Source organism: uncultured Prevotella sp., assembly GCF_946407605.1.
Lineage (GTDB): Bacteria > Bacteroidota > Bacteroidia > Bacteroidales > Bacteroidaceae > Prevotella.
Genome location: NZ_CAMJOS010000026.1, coordinates 14,604 through 31,116, shown reverse-complemented (window position 1 = coordinate 31,116; position 16,513 = coordinate 14,604). Strand labels below are relative to the sequence as shown.

12 protein-coding genes are annotated in these 16,513 nt (G+C 52.0%); 8 read left to right on the top strand and 4 right to left on the bottom strand.

Annotated elements, in window-relative coordinates; translation table 11 throughout:
- The first annotated feature begins 124 nt into the window (after nucleotides 1-124).
- From Q0R57_RS10850 to Q0R57_RS10825, 6 genes are all read left to right on the top strand, one after another.
- Nucleotides 125-1,606, top strand: a complete 1,482-nt coding sequence (locus Q0R57_RS10850) for a hypothetical protein (protein ID WP_294747323.1) — start codon at nucleotides 125-127, stop codon at nucleotides 1,604-1,606.
- 9 nt (nucleotides 1,607-1,615) lie between these two features.
- Nucleotides 1,616-2,554, top strand: coding sequence for a tRNA (adenosine(37)-N6)-dimethylallyltransferase MiaA (gene miaA, locus Q0R57_RS10845; RefSeq protein WP_294747321.1), 939 nt, complete (start codon nucleotides 1,616-1,618; stop codon nucleotides 2,552-2,554).
- 45 nt (nucleotides 2,555-2,599) lie between these two features.
- Nucleotides 2,600-4,117, top strand: coding sequence for a glycosyl hydrolase (locus Q0R57_RS10840; protein WP_294747318.1), 1,518 nt, complete (start codon nucleotides 2,600-2,602; stop codon nucleotides 4,115-4,117).
- A gap of 222 nt (nucleotides 4,118-4,339) precedes the next feature.
- On the top strand, nucleotides 4,340-5,881 hold the full coding sequence (locus Q0R57_RS10835; protein ID WP_294747315.1) for a hypothetical protein: 1,542 nt from the start codon (nucleotides 4,340-4,342) through the stop codon (nucleotides 5,879-5,881).
- 184 nt (nucleotides 5,882-6,065) lie between these two features.
- Nucleotides 6,066-7,379, top strand: a complete 1,314-nt coding sequence (locus Q0R57_RS10830; protein WP_294747313.1) for an NCS2 family permease — start codon at nucleotides 6,066-6,068, stop codon at nucleotides 7,377-7,379.
- Between the two features lie 31 nt (nucleotides 7,380-7,410).
- Complete coding sequence (locus Q0R57_RS10825; RefSeq protein WP_294747310.1) at nucleotides 7,411-8,121, top strand: DUF5020 family protein; 711 nt, start codon at nucleotides 7,411-7,413, stop codon at nucleotides 8,119-8,121.
- A 91-nt stretch (nucleotides 8,122-8,212) separates the two neighbouring features.
- Here the strand turns inward: Q0R57_RS10825 and Q0R57_RS10820 are convergent, their stop codons facing one another.
- From Q0R57_RS10820 to Q0R57_RS10805, 4 genes are read right to left on the bottom strand one after another with little or no spacing between them, the layout of a single operon-like run.
- Nucleotides 8,213-9,550: a solute carrier family 23 protein gene (locus Q0R57_RS10820; RefSeq protein WP_294747309.1), complete on the bottom strand. Its 1,338-nt coding sequence runs from the start codon at nucleotides 9,548-9,550 to the stop codon at nucleotides 8,213-8,215.
- 4 nt (nucleotides 9,551-9,554) lie between these two features.
- Nucleotides 9,555-11,753 (bottom strand): glycoside hydrolase family 3 C-terminal domain-containing protein, encoded by a 2,199-nt coding sequence (locus tag Q0R57_RS10815; protein ID WP_294747306.1) that lies wholly within the window; start codon nucleotides 11,751-11,753, stop codon nucleotides 9,555-9,557.
- A 32-nt stretch (nucleotides 11,754-11,785) separates the two neighbouring features.
- Nucleotides 11,786-12,406, bottom strand: a complete 621-nt coding sequence (locus tag Q0R57_RS10810) for a deoxynucleoside kinase (RefSeq protein WP_294747304.1) — start codon at nucleotides 12,404-12,406, stop codon at nucleotides 11,786-11,788.
- A 42-nt stretch (nucleotides 12,407-12,448) separates the two neighbouring features.
- Nucleotides 12,449-13,078 (bottom strand): deoxynucleoside kinase, encoded by a 630-nt coding sequence (locus Q0R57_RS10805; RefSeq protein WP_294747301.1) that lies wholly within the window; start codon nucleotides 13,076-13,078, stop codon nucleotides 12,449-12,451.
- A 115-nt stretch (nucleotides 13,079-13,193) separates the two neighbouring features.
- Here Q0R57_RS10805 and coaW point away from each other — a divergent pair, with 115 nt between their 5' ends.
- Both coaW and Q0R57_RS10795 read left to right on the top strand, forming a co-directional pair.
- Entirely contained in the window at nucleotides 13,194-14,012 is an 819-nt protein-coding gene (coaW, locus tag Q0R57_RS10800) for a type II pantothenate kinase (RefSeq protein WP_294747300.1), read from the top strand.
- Nucleotides 14,013-14,033: 21 nt separating this feature from the next.
- Entirely contained in the window at nucleotides 14,034-16,511 is a 2,478-nt protein-coding gene (locus Q0R57_RS10795; protein ID WP_294747297.1) for a zinc-dependent metalloprotease, read from the top strand.
- Nucleotides 16,512-16,513: the final 2 nt, after the last annotated feature.

Sequence of the window (16,513 nt, the reverse complement as noted above, 5' to 3'; positions counted from 1 at the left end):
TTTGTGTCTTTTAGCTTTGCTCAAAGGTACTCACATTCGGAAAAAACTCAATTTTATTTGGTTTTTCGCTCACTTATTAGTACCTTTGCCACCAAAATCAACCCGAATAACAAAAAACCTGATTATGAAGAAGATGTTATGGGGCCTCGCAGCCGTAGTGCTGACAACGATGATGGCCTGTGGCAATGCCACGAAACAACAGTCTCAGGATGCCGAAAACGACTCTATCGCCGCCGACAGCGCGCTGACAGAGTTGCCAGATGCTACACCCCTCCCCATGTTCGTCATGACTGCAGAGGACACCCAGTATATGCAGATGCTCTACTGGTCTGACCTTGATGAGCCTCAGAACACGGAAGAGAATGCCGACTGGTACGAAGAGGGCCATAAGGCATGGGCCATTCAGGATTTGTTCCGTCAACACAAGACAGAATACATCAACCTGCTTACGCAAAAAGGTACCGTCAAGGTGAAGTTCATCGATGAGGTGCTGAAAGACCCTGACGGCAACCGTCCCAGCATTGGCGAGATACATGGTCGCAACGACATTCCCTCGCTCTGCGCCCGCTTCGACTTCGAGAACAGCAAGAAGGACCTCAACACCGAGCACCTGAGCATCATCGTTACCGACAGCTATCTGCAGTCGCGCCAGCGCCTCGACATCAACGACAGTCAGGCTGGCACTCCCCTGCCCCAGGCCGCTGTGAAGCAGTTGGAACAGAAATACGGCATGAAGGTGGATGCCTCTGCCCAGACCTGCCGCATTGGCAAGGATTATATCTGGGGCAAGCTACAGTTCAAGGGCGAGTATAAGAATGCCCCCAAGGACGAGTACGACCCCGACCGCAAATTCTCGCTGGCTCTCGACGTGCTCATCAAGGGCGACGAGGTTTATGCCAACGAGAACATTGGCTATTACGACCCGCAATGGGGTTGCACGTGGAATGCCGATGACGATGGCGAGTATGTGGGCTGCTTTGTGGCTGCCGCTTTCGAGGGTCCCAAGGGCCTCGAGCTCTGCTATCGCCGCTATGCCCCTGAGAGTGTGGCTGTGGGAATGTTCTATGTCCGCGAAGGCCAGCTCACCCGTCTGAACTACGAGACCTACCACTGTCTGGTCGACGAGGAGACGCCTGTGTGGAAGAGCGACATCGCTAAGATGGAGAAGATATACCACGACGCCGAGGGTTCCGACGCCAGTGTGACGTTCACCAAGTGGGCCCACTGCTATATTGACTACGAGAACGAGTGGATATGGCTGCGTGACAAGGATGACGAGAATGGCGCCTTCTTCATTCGCGACAACGACCAGTTCGAACTGGTGGCCATCGAGACGCCAAAGTTCCGCGCCAACTGTAGTGAAAAGGATGGTGTGTATTACCTCCTGATTGGCGGTCCTGCTGGTGGTCCCTCTTGGTATCAAGAAATCTACGCCTACAAAAACGGCAAACGCATCTGGAAGTTCAACATGCTGAAGGTAGAGGGTAAAATTGACGGCGCTGAGCTCGATGGCAAGGAAATCTCCGAGGAAGAGGCGCAGGAATACCTCAGCCAAGTGCCCGAAGGCAAGGAAATCAACGTTTGGTTTAAGGACATCAACGAATAAAGACATAAGATGCTAATCACGATATTAGGTCCCACAGCCTCGGGCAAGACGCCCCTCGCAGCCCATCTGGCAGCTGAGATTGGCGGAGAGATAATCTCTGCCGACTCCCGTCAGGTGTATCGCCGCATGGATATCGGAACGGGCAAGGATCTGAGTGATTATAAAGTGGAAAGTGGAAAGAGGAAAGGGGAAAGAATCCCTTATCATCTGATTGATATCTGTGAGCCGGGGACGAAGTACAACCTGTTCCAGTACCAGCAGGACTTCCAGAAGGCCTACGACGACATCATGGCACGAGGGCGACAGCCTATACTTTGTGGCGGCACAGGCCTATATATCGAGGCAGTGCTGAAGGGCTACCAGCTCTCGCCAGTGCCCCAGAACCCCGAACTTCGCGCCTCGTTGGAGGGCAAGTCACTCGAGGAACTCACGGTGATGCTCAAGGAACTGAAGCGCCAAAACGGCTCCAACATGCACAACACCACCGATGTAGATACTGCTCAACGGGCTATCCGCGCCATAGAGATTGAGTTAGGGCAACAGGGCGACATGAAGCATGAAGCCTTTAACATGAAACAGACGCCCTACGTCATCATCGGCATCGATATTGATCGCGACCTCCGTCGCGAGAAGATTACCCGTCGCCTCAAGGCCCGCTTGGACGAAGGAATGATTGACGAGGTGCGAGGACTGCTGGCCGAAGGCATTCCTGCCGACGACCTCATCTACTACGGCCTGGAGTATAAGTACCTCACGGAGTATGTCATCGGACGTCTCACCTACGACGAGATGTTTCGTCAGCTCGAAATCGCCATCCATCAGTTTGCCAAGCGCCAGATGACCTGGTTTCGAGGCATGGAGCGGCGAGGATTTACCATTCACTGGATTGATGCCACACTGCCCATGCAGCAGAAAGTGGCGCAGATACGCCAGTTGACTAACATATAGCAGACAATGAACATTTATTTATAACTCATTTAATTCACCTACACAATGAAAAAAGTTTTTACTACACTCGTAGCGCTGGCAGCTGCCTCATCCATTCAGGCTGCCGTCATTCCGCTCATCATTAAAGACGAGGCCAAGCAGCACGTTACAGGCTTCGGAGCTGCGTGCTGCGATGGTGCCATGAAACCCTACGGCACCGAAACTGCTCCCGTAAAGTTGCTCTACGACCCACAGTACAAGATCTGTCTGAACATCATGCGAGCTGAGATTTCACCCAGCCACACTGGCGACGATGGTTCAAGTTGGGGAAACACCTATAACTGGCAGGGCGGCGTACCCTCAGCCAAGATTGTCAAGAAATTTGGCGGCATCGTCTTCGGTACCCCTTGGTCACCCCCAGGTGATTTCAAGACCAACGGCACTGCCCAGGGTGGTAACAGCGATTCTCAGGGCAAACAGAGGGGCAAGCTGCGCTTAGACTGCTATCCCAAGTTTTTCCCCTGGCTCAACGACTATCTGGCGTACATGAAGAAAAAAGGTGTAGAGGTCGATGCTGTCTCTATTCAGAACGAGCCCGACTGGTGGGTCGACTACTCTGGCTGTCTCTACGACCCTGCAGACTTGGTCAAGCTGGTGAAGGAGAATGCCCACATGCTCGACCGCGAGACCTACAACGGCGTCAAGCTCATCAGCGGCGAGAGTCTCGGCTTCACCCAGAACTATACTGACCCCTTGATGAACGACACCACCTGCCGCAAGCACATCGACATTGTGGCTGGTCACCTCTATGGTCACGCACCCCTCGAGTACATGAAGAAGTCGGCTGTCTTGGCCACCAAGTACGGCAAGGAAGTGTGGATGACAGAACACTCATGCACCGATAACATCGACCACCTGCCCAACTGGCACGAGCAGCTCATCTTTGCCGAAGAGCTCAACGAGTGCATGCTGGCCGGCTGTACAGGCTATATCTACTGGTATATGCGTGCCCACTGGGCCTTCGTAGGCACTGGCGAGACCAAGTACAACGTAGGCGACATGAAGAATACCAAGAACAAGCTGCTGCCCCGTGCCTATGTGCTCAGCCACTTCTCAAGAAACGTCACTGGCTCTACCCGCCTTGCCACCAATCGTGACAAGACCTCGGGTGAGGGTGCTGGTGCTGAGTATTCAGCTTATATCAAAGGCGACTCAATCATTGTGATGGCTATCGACACCACCAAAAACGCCCACGACCTGAAGCTCATCCTGCCTGTCAAGGTCAACGGAGGTATCCACATGAAGTCTACGGGCAACGAGAAAGACAGCCTCTGTCAGGAGATTCCCATCACCCTCGACCATCCTACTGACACCGTTATTGTTCCTATGCCCGCTCGCAGCCTCAACACCTACATTCTCACCATTGATCGTGGTGCTGCCGCCATCGAGCCCCTCAAGCTCCATAACGATGTCAACCTGCCCAAGACCTACTACGACCTGCAAGGCCGTCGTCTCGAAAATCCACGAGGCCTCTGCATAGAGCGTAGCGCCAACGGAAGGTCCAGAAAAGTATTCATAAAATAAGAGATATCTTCTTTCATTCAAGGAGATAGGCTCTTTCACTTAAAGAGATTGGCTCTTTACCCCTATAGGAATGGTTCCTTTCACTCAAAGGAATCATTCCTTTCTTTGATGGAAGGCATCTCCTTAAATCAAAGCAAGTCTTTTATGAAATAATTGCCGATTTATTTGGAAATATAAATGATATTTCCTATCTTTGCTGCGTCAATAACAACTTAGAACAATATGAAGACAATTTACAGATTAATGATGGTGAGCCTTGCGATGGTGACCCTGGCATGTGTGACAACAGCGTGCGGTGATGATGGCGACGGAGACGGAGGCAGCAAGAGTGTGAGCGGCCTGAAGTTTAAGAAGGCAAACATCGCAGGTGCCAAGATGCTGGCACTGACCAGTAGCGACGTGGCCATGTCGCGTGGAGAGGGTGATGTAGACGCCCAGGTGGCATCGATGCTCTACAAGATGAACGACAATGGCGTGCTGGAGGAGGTGACCTACACCATTGAGGTGAAGAGCGGTGACAGCGAGACGGCTGAGGTCATCCAGACCCGCATGAGGCTCGACATTGAGGATGTGCTCCCTATTGGCGACAAATGGCTGTGGTTAAAGGACTGTAAATATGCGTGCCCAACACTGAACGAGGTGAAGGACCAAGCCATCCGCGATGCTATCAAGAAGCTGCTGATTGACTGGGAGGGCACGTATAACTATCTGGTGCGCACCAGCGACGGAGCATTGTTTGAGTGGACATTCGGGCAGGGCTGTCCAGGCAGCAACATGACCTTGAAATCACGTGCACAGTACCTCTATGGCAGCATTGAGCCTTACGGCGATGGCATCCTGTCGACAGGCGCACAGAACATCATCTTCCAACTGAAGGACAAAGGTAACACGATGGATGTGGTGACGGTATCGCCCACGAGCATCTATGCCCACTACGTGATGCCGACAAACGAAGGCTACATCGGCACAGAGCTAATGTACAGCCAGAACCTCTGGGAGCCTTATATCATCATGCCCAACACCTATCAGGTGCTGCCCATAAACTTGAAAGAGGGAACTGATTATGACAACTATACCATTTATGAAGGAGGAACAATGGCAAGCGTGGGAGGCGAACTGTATATAAGTCGTATCGCCCACAAGAAGCAAGGTATGAATCAGGTTCTCAAGACATCATTCTATAAGGTGAAGGTTGCAAACGGAGAGGCTTCCGCCGACGAACTGATAGCAGAGACAGACGGCGAGGTGTCGTTCTTAGGCAGGGATAAAACAGGTCTGAACTTCCCCGTTTTCAAGGGTACTACAATGTCGTGGCTATCCAACAGCACGGTCTATGGCAGCAATAACAGCATCTACACCTTCGACCCGAAGAAACGTACGCTAACAGAGCGCCCCTTGCCTGCCCACTATCCCAAGGACGCCACAGAATATTTCGACGGCGTGACCTATGTGGTTGAGACGAATAGTGGTACACTGCCACAGTCGTACTGGCGCTGCGACCTGTCGAAAGACGAGGCTGAGGAAATTCCTCTGTCTTGGGCCAGCAACATACAACCGTATCTGAACCAGATGGTGCTGAGCTCGCTGAGGATGAGCTACGCTGGCGCCAGCCAGTCGCTGCTGGGTACCTGCATGCTGCTCGACGGACGCAAACTGAGCTTCCGAGCCGATGTGGAAGGCACAAACAAAGGTAAGGTAAGCGTACTGTTGGAAGGCGAGAAGACTGCTGGACAGGTTGTTTCGGTGATGGTGCGCCTGAACTAAGAAGAATCACAAAACAAACAAATAATCAGGGGGTCAGAGAGTCATTCTCTGACCCTTAATTTTTCTGTAAAGGTTTTAGTGCAATGATTTGGTCAGTTCAATAAGAATGACTACCTTTGCAGGAAATTTGACAAAGGAAAAACATTCTGCTGATAATAAATATCGCTTACATACAAAAAACAAGATGGAAAAATTATTAGTTTTTCTTGGATTTGATGCTGCTACAATGACCATCCGCAAGGAAGTCATAGGCGGCATCACAACGTTTCTGACGATGGCCTATATTCTGGCCGTGAACCCCGACATTCTCTCTAACACCGGCATGGACAAAGGTGCTGTTTTTACCACCACTTGCATCTCTGCCGTTGTCGGTACTATTGTAATGGCACTCTATGCCAAGTTGCCTTTCGCACTGGCTCCAGGCATGGGTCTCAACGCCTTCTTTGCCTTTACGGTGGTGCTGACGATGGGCTATTCCTGGCAGTTTGCGCTGACAGCCGTGTTCATCGAGGGTATTATCTTCATTCTGCTCACCATCACGGGTCTGCGCAGCTACATCGTCAATGCCATCCCACTGGTGTTGCGACGTGCCATCAGCCCGGGCATCGGACTCTTCATCGCCTTTGTTGGTCTGAAGAGTGCTGGTATCGTAGGTTCCTCTGACGCCACCTTCGTCACGATGGGCGACCTGCACGACCCTGCTGTGCTGCTGGGCATCTTCGGTATTCTGATCACCGCTGCTTTGTTGGTCAAGAACGTCACGGGTTCACTGCTTATCGGCATTTTGGTGACTACCCTTGTGGGCATCCCCTTGGGCGTTACCCACTACAACGGCATTCTGTCCACGCCTCCCTCCATCGAGCCCATCCTCTGGCAGTTCGAGTGGCATAACATCTTCACAGTAGATATGATTATCGTGGTGCTCACCTTTCTGTTCATCGATATGTTCGACACCATCGGCACGCTCATTGGTGTGTCCAACCGTGCCGGCATGGTAGATGACGACGGCAACGTGAAGAACCTCAACAAGGCCTTTATGGCTGATGCCGTAGGTACAACGGTGGGTGCCATGCTGGGTACTTCTACCGTTACCACCTATGTAGAGAGTGCATCGGGTGTGAATGCCGGTGGCCGCTCTGGTCTTACCAGCCTCATCACAGCCCTCTGCTTTGCCGTTGCCCTGCTCTTTGCCCCGCTGTTCCTTGCCATCCCTGGTGAGGCCACTGCATCGGCACTTGTGCTGGTAGGCGTCATGATGATGTACGACATCCGTAAGGTTGACTTCTCCGACTATGTGACAGCCATTCCCTGCTTCGTGTGCATCGTGCTCATGCCACTCACCTACAGTATTTCCGACGGTATTCTCATGGGTGTCATCTCTTATGTGCTCATCCACCTGCTGTCGTTCACCATGAAGGACCGCGATGCCCGAAACAACATCAACTGGGGAACGATTCTGCTGGCAGTCCTCTTCATCTGCCGCTATGCGTTTTTGTAATTAAGAAGTTAAATTTAAATAGTAAAAGAACATGAAAAAACTTATGACTATTGCGCTGATGGCTGTAGCAGCCCTGAGCGCCAACGCACAAAACATTCAGTTACACTACGACTTCGGACGTAACATCTATACTGGCGAAGAAGCCGGACGTTCGAAAGTGACTGTCACCCTCGAGCAGTTCAAGGCCGACCAGTGGGGTTCATGGTACTACTTCGTTGACCTCGACCTGTCAAGTCATTTCACAGAGAGTGCCTACACGGAGATTTCACGCGAGTTCAACTTAAGCAAGAACTTACCCATTGCTGCCCATATCGAGTACGATGGCGGACTCTCTAAGAGCGGTAGTTTCCAACAGGCAGGACTCATCGGTGCTGCCTATAACGGACACAATGCAGATTTCTCAAAGACGTGGTCTGTGCAGTTATTATACAAACAGTTCTTCAAGAGCTATGACAACACCCATTCTTATGCCAGCGCCCAGCTGACAGGTGTATGGGGTCTGAACTTCCTCGACAACAAGCTGTCCTTTGCAGGCTTCATCGACTTCTGGCGTGGTGAGAAAGCCAACGGCCACGGATGCCTCGTAGTGCTCACCGAGCCCCAGCTGTGGTACAACTTCACCAAGCACTTCAGTGTAGGCACGGAGTGGGAGATTTCTGATAACTTCGTCTATAACGCTGATCCTACAAGTGACAAGACATTCTTCATCAACCCCACACTGGCTGTTAAGTGGAACTTTTAAGGCCAAGGGCAATAAAGAATAAACAAAAAAACACTCCTGCCGCACGTTTGTGGCAGGAGTGTTTTTTATTTGATGGGATTAAAAAAGTTTATCACTGATGTTCTTTTTTCTCCTTTCCGTGAACACTCTTTACCTTCATGCCTAACTTACCAGGCAGCACAGCATTGAGCGTCACACCAACGATAGCAGAAAGGGCCAGACCCGAGAAATGGATGGGACCGATATTCACGTTATCATCAGCACCATATTTTACACCAATGGCAATAACCAGAATCAAGGCAGCCACAAACACGTTGCGTGAAGAGTTGAAGTCCACACTGTCCTCTATCAAGTTGCGCACACCTACAGCCGATATCATACCATAGAGAATCAGACTCACACCACCAATCGTGGCAGCAGGCATCAGGCCTATCAGGCACGCAAACTTAGGACAGAACGACAGCAGGATAGCAAAGCAGGCTGCCAGACGAATGACAGCGGGGTCGAACACCTTGGTCAGATTCAGCACACCAGTATTCTCGCCATAAGTGGTATTGGCAGGGGCGCCAAAGAGTGATGCCAGAGCCGTTGCCAGTCCGTCGCCCATCAGGGTGCGATGCAGACCAGGCTCCTTCAGGAAGTCCTTGCCTACGGTAGAAGAGATGGCACACATATCGCCGATATGCTCCATGATAGTTGCAATAGCGATAGGCATGATGGCGATGATGGTAGAGATGAGGAAGGTGGTATCCATATTGTCAAAGACGGCCAATGCGGTCTGCTCCCTGGTGAACGGCAGTCCAATCCATGCAGCCTCACTCAACGACGAGAAATCAACCTCGCCCATTGCCACAGCTGTAATATAGCTGACCACCACACCCAGCAGAATGGGAATAATCCTAATGATACCTTTACCACACACACTGGCAAGAATCACCGTTGCCAGCGCCACAATAGCCAACGTCCAATTGGTAGTGCAGTTCTGAATAGCACTACCAGAGAGCACCAAACCGATGGCGATAATCATGGGGCCAGTAACCAATGGCGGGAAGAAGCGCAGCATCTTCTCGATGCCAAACGTCTTAATAAGTGCTGCCATCAGGAAATAACACATTCCGGCAAAGAACACACCGATGCAGGCATAGTCCAAGGCCAGCGTCTCGCTCATGCCCTGCTCTACGCCCAGCGCCTTCACCGACATATAGCCCCCCAGGAAGGCAAACGAGGAGCCCAAGAAAGCAGGCACCTGCAACTTGCTGACTAAATGAAAGACCAGTGTGCCAACACCTGCAAACAACAGTGTTGACGACACGGAAAGACCAGTTAATACAGGCACCAGCACAGTGGCACCAAACATGGCAAACAAATGTTGCACACCCAAGATAATGTACTTGGGTGCGCCCAGTTTTCTGGCATCGGTGATGCCTTCTTTCTCTGTAATTTGGTTCATGTGATTATAACTTGAGAGTAACTTTATCACGAATATCAGCGCTGCTGGCGCCCACCTGGAAGGTGTAGGTGCCGCTGTCGAGCAGCCACTGGTGGGTGGCCTCGTCCCATGACGAGAGGTTAGCTTTCTTCAGCGTCATGCGTAACGTCTCGCTTTCGCCTGGCTTCAAGCTGCGCGTCTTACCGAAGGCCTTCAGTTCCTTGACAGGCTTCTCTATCTGCTTGTTCTTGGGGGCAGAGACATAGACCTGTGCCACCTCGCGGCCAGCCACACTGCCAGTGTTGGTGATGGTGGTCTCGACAACAATGTCATCGCCACTAAGGGTGACGGTGGGCTTTCCATACTTAAAGGTGGTGTAGCTGAGTCCGAAGCCGAAGGGGAACAAGGCCTTAGTCTTGTTACGCTCGAAGCCACGATAGCCCACAAAGATATCTTCCTTATAGTACACCTGCTTGTTGACACCTGGATAGGCCTCTGTGCCAAACTTCACATAGGGATAGTCCTCATAGTTCTGAGCAATGGTAACAGGCAGCTTGCCGCTGGGATTGACCTTACCCGTGAGAACATTGACCAGCGCATTACCGGCCTCGCTGCCCAGATACCAGCAGTGGAGCACAGCCTTCACCTCGTTAATCCAAGGCATCGCGTAGGGGTTGCCACCGAAAGTGACCACAATGATGTTCTTCTGAATCTTAGCCAACTCGCTGATGAGCTCGTTCTGACCAAAGGAGAGGTCATAGCTCTCGCGATCGCCATTCTCACAGTCCTGACGGTGGTTCTTGTTCAGTCCGCCGATGAAGATAATCAGGTCGGCAGTCTTGGCCTTCTCCAGCGCCTCGGCCTTCAGCTCAGCCTGCTTGGCGGGGTCAACACGGTCCACACGGTCGTACATGGCACGGCCAGACATATAACCCTGGGCATAGTCAGTTGAAAGTTGAGAGTTGAGAGTTGAAAGTTGAGAGCTGATAGCTTCGAGGGGTGACACATCCTTCAGGGTCTTCAGCTCTGACGAGCCACCGCCCTGGGTAAGCGAACGGGTGGCGTTCTCACCCACCACCAACACCTTATTATATATAGAGGAGCTGAGCGGCAGGATATCCTTCTCGTTCTTCAGCATCACGATACCCTCCTCGCCAATTTGACGGCAGGCGTCGTAGTGGGCCTCGCTGCACATAGAACCAATAACTTTCTGGGGGTTCATACCAGTACGGAACATGAGACGCAACACACGAGCCACCTTATCGTCGAGCACTGACATAGGCACCTTGCCCTCGTTGATGAGCTGCTCGAAGGGCTTGGCCAGATAATAGTCGTCGTAGCCAAACTCGCTCTCACGCAGCTTACCGTCAGTAAAGGTTCCCATCTCGATGTCGAGTCCACCAAAAACGGCCTCCTGGGTATTGGTGGTGCCACCCCAGTCGCTGACCAGTGCGCCATCCCACCCCCACTCTTTCTTCAGAATACCGTTGATGAGGGCATCGTTATGACAGCAATGCACGTTCTGCCACAGGTTATAAGAACCCATGATGCTCCATACATGGGCACGCTTCACGGCCTGCTCAAAGGGATATAGGTATATTTCACGGAGAGCACGCTCAGACACGTTGACATTGACGGCAAAGCGGTCGGTCTCCTGATCATTCAGCACGTAATGCTTCAAACAACAGCCTACACCATTCTTCTGAGCAGCCACGATATAGGGCACCGCCATCTCGCCTGCCAGATAGGGGTCCTCACCCATATACTCGAAGGCACGACCATTGAGCGGTGTGCGCTGGATATTGACACCAGGGCCCAGCAGCAGGTCCTTGCCGCGATAGGCAAACTCCTCGCTGATGGCGTTGCCATAGATAGCCGAGAGGTCACGGTTCCAAGTGGCTGCCAAGCAGGTGAGCGATGGGAAGGCCACACAGTAATCGTTGGTCCAGCGTGCCGGATTCCAAGTGTTCCACTCCAACTCCTCACGCACACCATGAGGACCGTCGTCCATATTCAGCTGGCGGATGCCCAGACGGGGCACACCTGTCGACGTGAACTTACTCTGTGCATGGAGCACTTTGATCTTCTCGTGGATCGTCATGCGACTCAAGGCATCCTTAACTCGTGACTCGATAGGAGCCTGCGGGTCGAGATAAACCTGTGCGTTGGCACTTGTCAGCGTCATCATCGCCATCAGCGACGCCAAGATGATTCCTTTTTTCATAAAAAAGAGGTATTTGGTTATGATTCGTTCTGTTACTCCATGGGGAAGAGACCATACAGCTTAGCGTCAATCATGTCGGTGACCTGCTTGAAATGCTCAGGGTTCTCGCCAAACTTACAGTGGTCGCCGTCGATAATGATGAGCTGACCCTTGTAGGTCTCAATCCATTCCTCATAGCGGCGGCTAAGACCTTCCAGATAGTCCAGACGCATGGTCTGCTCGTATTCGCGACCACGTTTCTGGATTTGTGCCACCAGCGTAGGGATACTGCTGCGGATATAAATCATGAGGTCTGGCAACTGCACCAGCGACATCATCAGGTCGAACAAGTCTTTGTAGTTGGCAAAGTCGCGGTCGCTCATCATGCCCTGACCATGCAGGTTAGGCGCAAAGATACAGGCATCCTCGAAGATGGTGCGGTCCTGAATGATGGTTTCCTTGGAATGGGCAATCTCTACCACCTCTTTGAAACGCTTGTTCAGGAAGTAAATCTGAAGGTTGAACGACCAACGTTTCATGTCGGCATAAAAGTCCTCCAGATAGGGGTTATTGTCTACGGGTTCGAACCTGGGGGTCCATCCGTAACGATGGGCCAGCATCTTGGTCAGCGTGGTCTTGCCACTACCAATATTTCCTGCTATTGCGATGTGCATCTTATTTAGAAGTTAGAAGAAGTTTAAGAAGTTAGAAGGAGTTTAAGGAGTTGAGGGAGGGAAGAGTCCAAAGAGGGTGGCATCTATGCGGTCCACTATCTGTGCGAAGTCCTTCGGATTGTTCTGGTAATCCAGATTATCTTTCTCGATGACCATCACACGGCCCTTATACATCTTATATATAAACTCGTCGTAACGACGGTTCAGGTTTTCCAGATATTCCAGCTGGATGGACTGTTCGTAGTCGCGGGCCCGCTTCTGGATGTTTCCCACCAGATGGGGCACCGAGGCACGAAGATAAATCATCAGGTCGGGATATTTCACCACTGTCATCATCTGCTCGAACAACTCCATATAGGTCTCATAGTCGCGGTCGGAGAGGTTGCCCATGGCTTTGTTGTTCTGCATAAACACATAAACACCTTCGAAGATGGTACGGTCTTGAACTATGGTGTGGTCGGCCTTGGATATATCAATCAAGTCACGGAAACGCTCTTTGAGGAAAAACACCTCCAGGTTGAACGACCAGCGGTGTATGTCACGATAATAGTCCTCCAGATAGGGATTCTGGTCGACAGCCTCGAAGCGTGCCTCCCAGCCGTAATGACGAGCTAGCATCTTCGTCAGCGTCGACTTTCCACTACCAATATTTCCTGCAATTGCTATATGCATTTTTTTAGGTTTCTGAGGGCAAAGGTACAAAAAACCTTTCAAGCGGCAAAATTATGAATGATGTATTTTGGTTTGTGATAAAAAAATTGTAACTTTGCGCACAAAATTCATCATTATGGGAATAATCATAGGTATTGATGTGGGCATTAGCACCACGAAGATAGTAGGACTAAAGGATGGTAAGCCAACGGCACCGATACGCATCACGGCAGCCGACCCTATCACCTCACTCTACGGCGCATTCGGAAAATATCTGCACGACAACGACCTGCAACTGGAGGAAGTGGATCATGTGATGCTGACTGGCGTAGGAGCCGCCTATGTAAAGGGCGACGTGTATGGTGTGAAGACCAGTCGCTGCGACGAGTTCATTGCCGACGCGCTGGGAGCTCGCTACGAGAGTCATCTGGACCATGCCATTGTCATCTCGATGGGCACAGGTACTTCGTTTGTGATGTGTCATGGCGACAAGATTGAACATATCGGTGGTATCGGCATCGGAGGTGGCACCCTGCAGGGTCTGAGCCGTATCATGCTGAACACCAGCGACATCAAGCAGGTGTCAGAGATGGCCAAGCAGGGTAACATCCGCAATATCAACCTGCTCATTGGCGACATCTCGGCACAGCCGCTGCCTGGTCTGCCTATGGAGGCTACGGCATCACTCTTTGCCCATGCCAAGAACGACGCCTCACGAGAGGATATCGCCTGCGGCATCATCACGATGGTGCTACAGAGCATTGGCTCGGCAGCCGTACTGGCCGCTCAGGGTACCGACTGTCGCGACATGGTACTCATCGGCAACCTGTCGCTATTGCCCCAGAGCCAGGAGATATTCCCTGCCCTGGAGAAGCTCTACAATGTGCGCTTCCATATTCCCAAGTATTCACAGTTCTGCACCGCCATCGGTGCTGCGTTAGCATACAAACAATAAACATCATAAACTAAAAACAAAATGAGAAAACTAACAATCGTTATGGGACTCATGCTGGCTACAACCATGCAGGCCAGAGAGTTTCGTTTCGCACCTGCCGACACACTGAAGCAGGACACCGTATCAACCGTAGTAGCCAACCAGGACACCACCGCTGTTGACACAGCGAAGGTGGAAAAGCCTAAGAAGGAAACGGAGTATGAGAAAATCGTGAAGAAGGGCGGCACCGTCATGAAGGGCCTCTTCACCGTGCGTCACATCGAGGATAAGTATTACTTCGAGGTGCCCGACTCCATGCTGGGTCGTCTCATCCTCTGTGTGAACCGCTTCACCGCTGTTCCCCAGAACTTCGGTAAGTTTGCTGGTGAGGAAGCCAACGACATCGCCTTCTATATCGAGAAACGCGACACGTCACAGCTGCTGGTGCGCCAATATGTGGTGACACAGGTGGCCAAGGAGGGCGACAATATCCGTCGCACCCTGTTGCAGTCTACCGTCGACCCCATCGTGATGGACCTCAAGATTATTGGTCATAACGAAGAGAACGACGCACAGCTGGTAGAGGTGACGCCCCTGTTCAAGGGCAACAGCAAGCTGACAGACCTGTCGCAGAGTCTGAAGACCAGCCTGAAGCTGGGCGGTCCACAGAACAACACAACCTATATCGACACCATGAAGGTCTACCCCACCAACATCGAGGTGGTGACCACCCGCACCTATGGCGCTCAGGCCGGACAGTCGCCTGCCTCACAGGCTGGCAACATCACGCTGGGCATGAACACCAGCATCGTGCTGTTGCCTAAGGAGCCCATGCGTGGTCGTCTGTGGGATGAGCGCGTCGGCTATTTCGTCAATGGCATCACGCTGTTCAGCGACGACCAGCACAAGACGCAGCACGAGTCATACATCGCCCGTTATCGTCTGGTGCCAAAGGATAAGAAGAAGTATCTGCGTGGCGAGCTGACCGAGCCCGAGAAGCAGATTGTCTATTACATCGACCCCGCCACACCTAAGAAGTGGATTCCCTATCTCATTCAGGGTGTCAACGACTGGAACGTGGCTTTCGAGGCCGCCGGCTTCAAGAACGCTATCGTTGCCAAGGTGCTGCCCGAGGATGACCCCAACGTCAGCATGGAGGATGCCCGCTACTCTGGCCTGCGCTATCTGCCTGCCGAGATTGAGAATGCCTATGGTCCCCATATCATCGACCCCCGTTCAGGTGAGATTATCGAGGCGCATATCTGCTGGTATCACAACGTGATGAACCTGCTGACCAAATGGTATATGGTACAATGTGGTGCTGTGGACAGCCGTGCCCGCAGCATGAAGTTCGACGACAAGCTGATGGGTGAGCTGATTCGTTTCGTCAGCAGTCACGAGGTAGGCCACACCCTGGGTCTGCGCCATAACATGGGTGCTTCGTTTGCCACGCCAGTAGAAAAACTGCGCGACAAGGCATGGGTGGAGAAGAACGGTCACACCTCCAGTATCATGGACTATGCCCGCTTCAACTACGTAGCCCAGCCCGAGGACAACATCTCGGAGAAGGGACTCTTCCCCCGCATCAACGACTACGACCGCTGGGCCATCAAATGGGGATACCAGTGGCGCCCTGAGTTCAAGGACGAATATGAGGAGAAGGAAAAGCTGATGAAGGAGACCACCGACGTGCTGCGTGGCAACCAGCGCCTGTGGTTCGGTGGCGAAGGCTGGGGCGACGACCCTCGTGCACAGACCGAGGACCTAAGCGACAACAACATGAAGGCTTCGGAATATGGTATCAAGAACCTGAAGCGCATCATGGAGAAACTGCCCAAATGGACCAAGCAGGACAACGACCAGTATGAGGACCTTTGCGAGATGTGGGCTGCTGTCAGAGACCAGTTCAACCGCTATGTAGGTCATGTGTACAGAAACATCGGAGGCCGCTTCAACAACAACATGCCTGGCGAGGAGCCTTTCGTAAATGTACCCAAGGAGCGTCAGCAGGAGGCTCTGCAGTTCATTGGTCGCAACGTCTTCGAGACTCCCGAATGGCTCTACCCCGAGAATATCATGTCGAAGACTGGTACCAACGTCATGATAGCTCAGAACGACTTGCAGGAGAGTCTGCTTAGAAGACTGATGGAACCCAGGAACCTGAGTAACCTCGACGCTTTCGGCTATCCTATCGACGAGTATTTGGACGACCTCTTTGCCGAGGTGTGGAAGACAGAAAGCGGCAGCGACCTGAAGGCCAAGCTCCGCAGAAGTCTGCAGCGTTCTTATCTGAAGAACATGAACAGTGCCATCAATCCCACAACGACAGGCGTCCAGAACACGACAACTTCACAGTTTAACAACTCCGATGCTGTGCTCTTTATGATGATGAACCTGCAAAAGGTGGAGGATTTCTGCAAGCAGCAGGCTCAGGTCGAGAGCGGCATCAACAAGTTGCACTACGAGGATCTGCTTCGTGAAATCAAGCTGATCCGCGACCGAAGGACAACAGTAAAATAAAA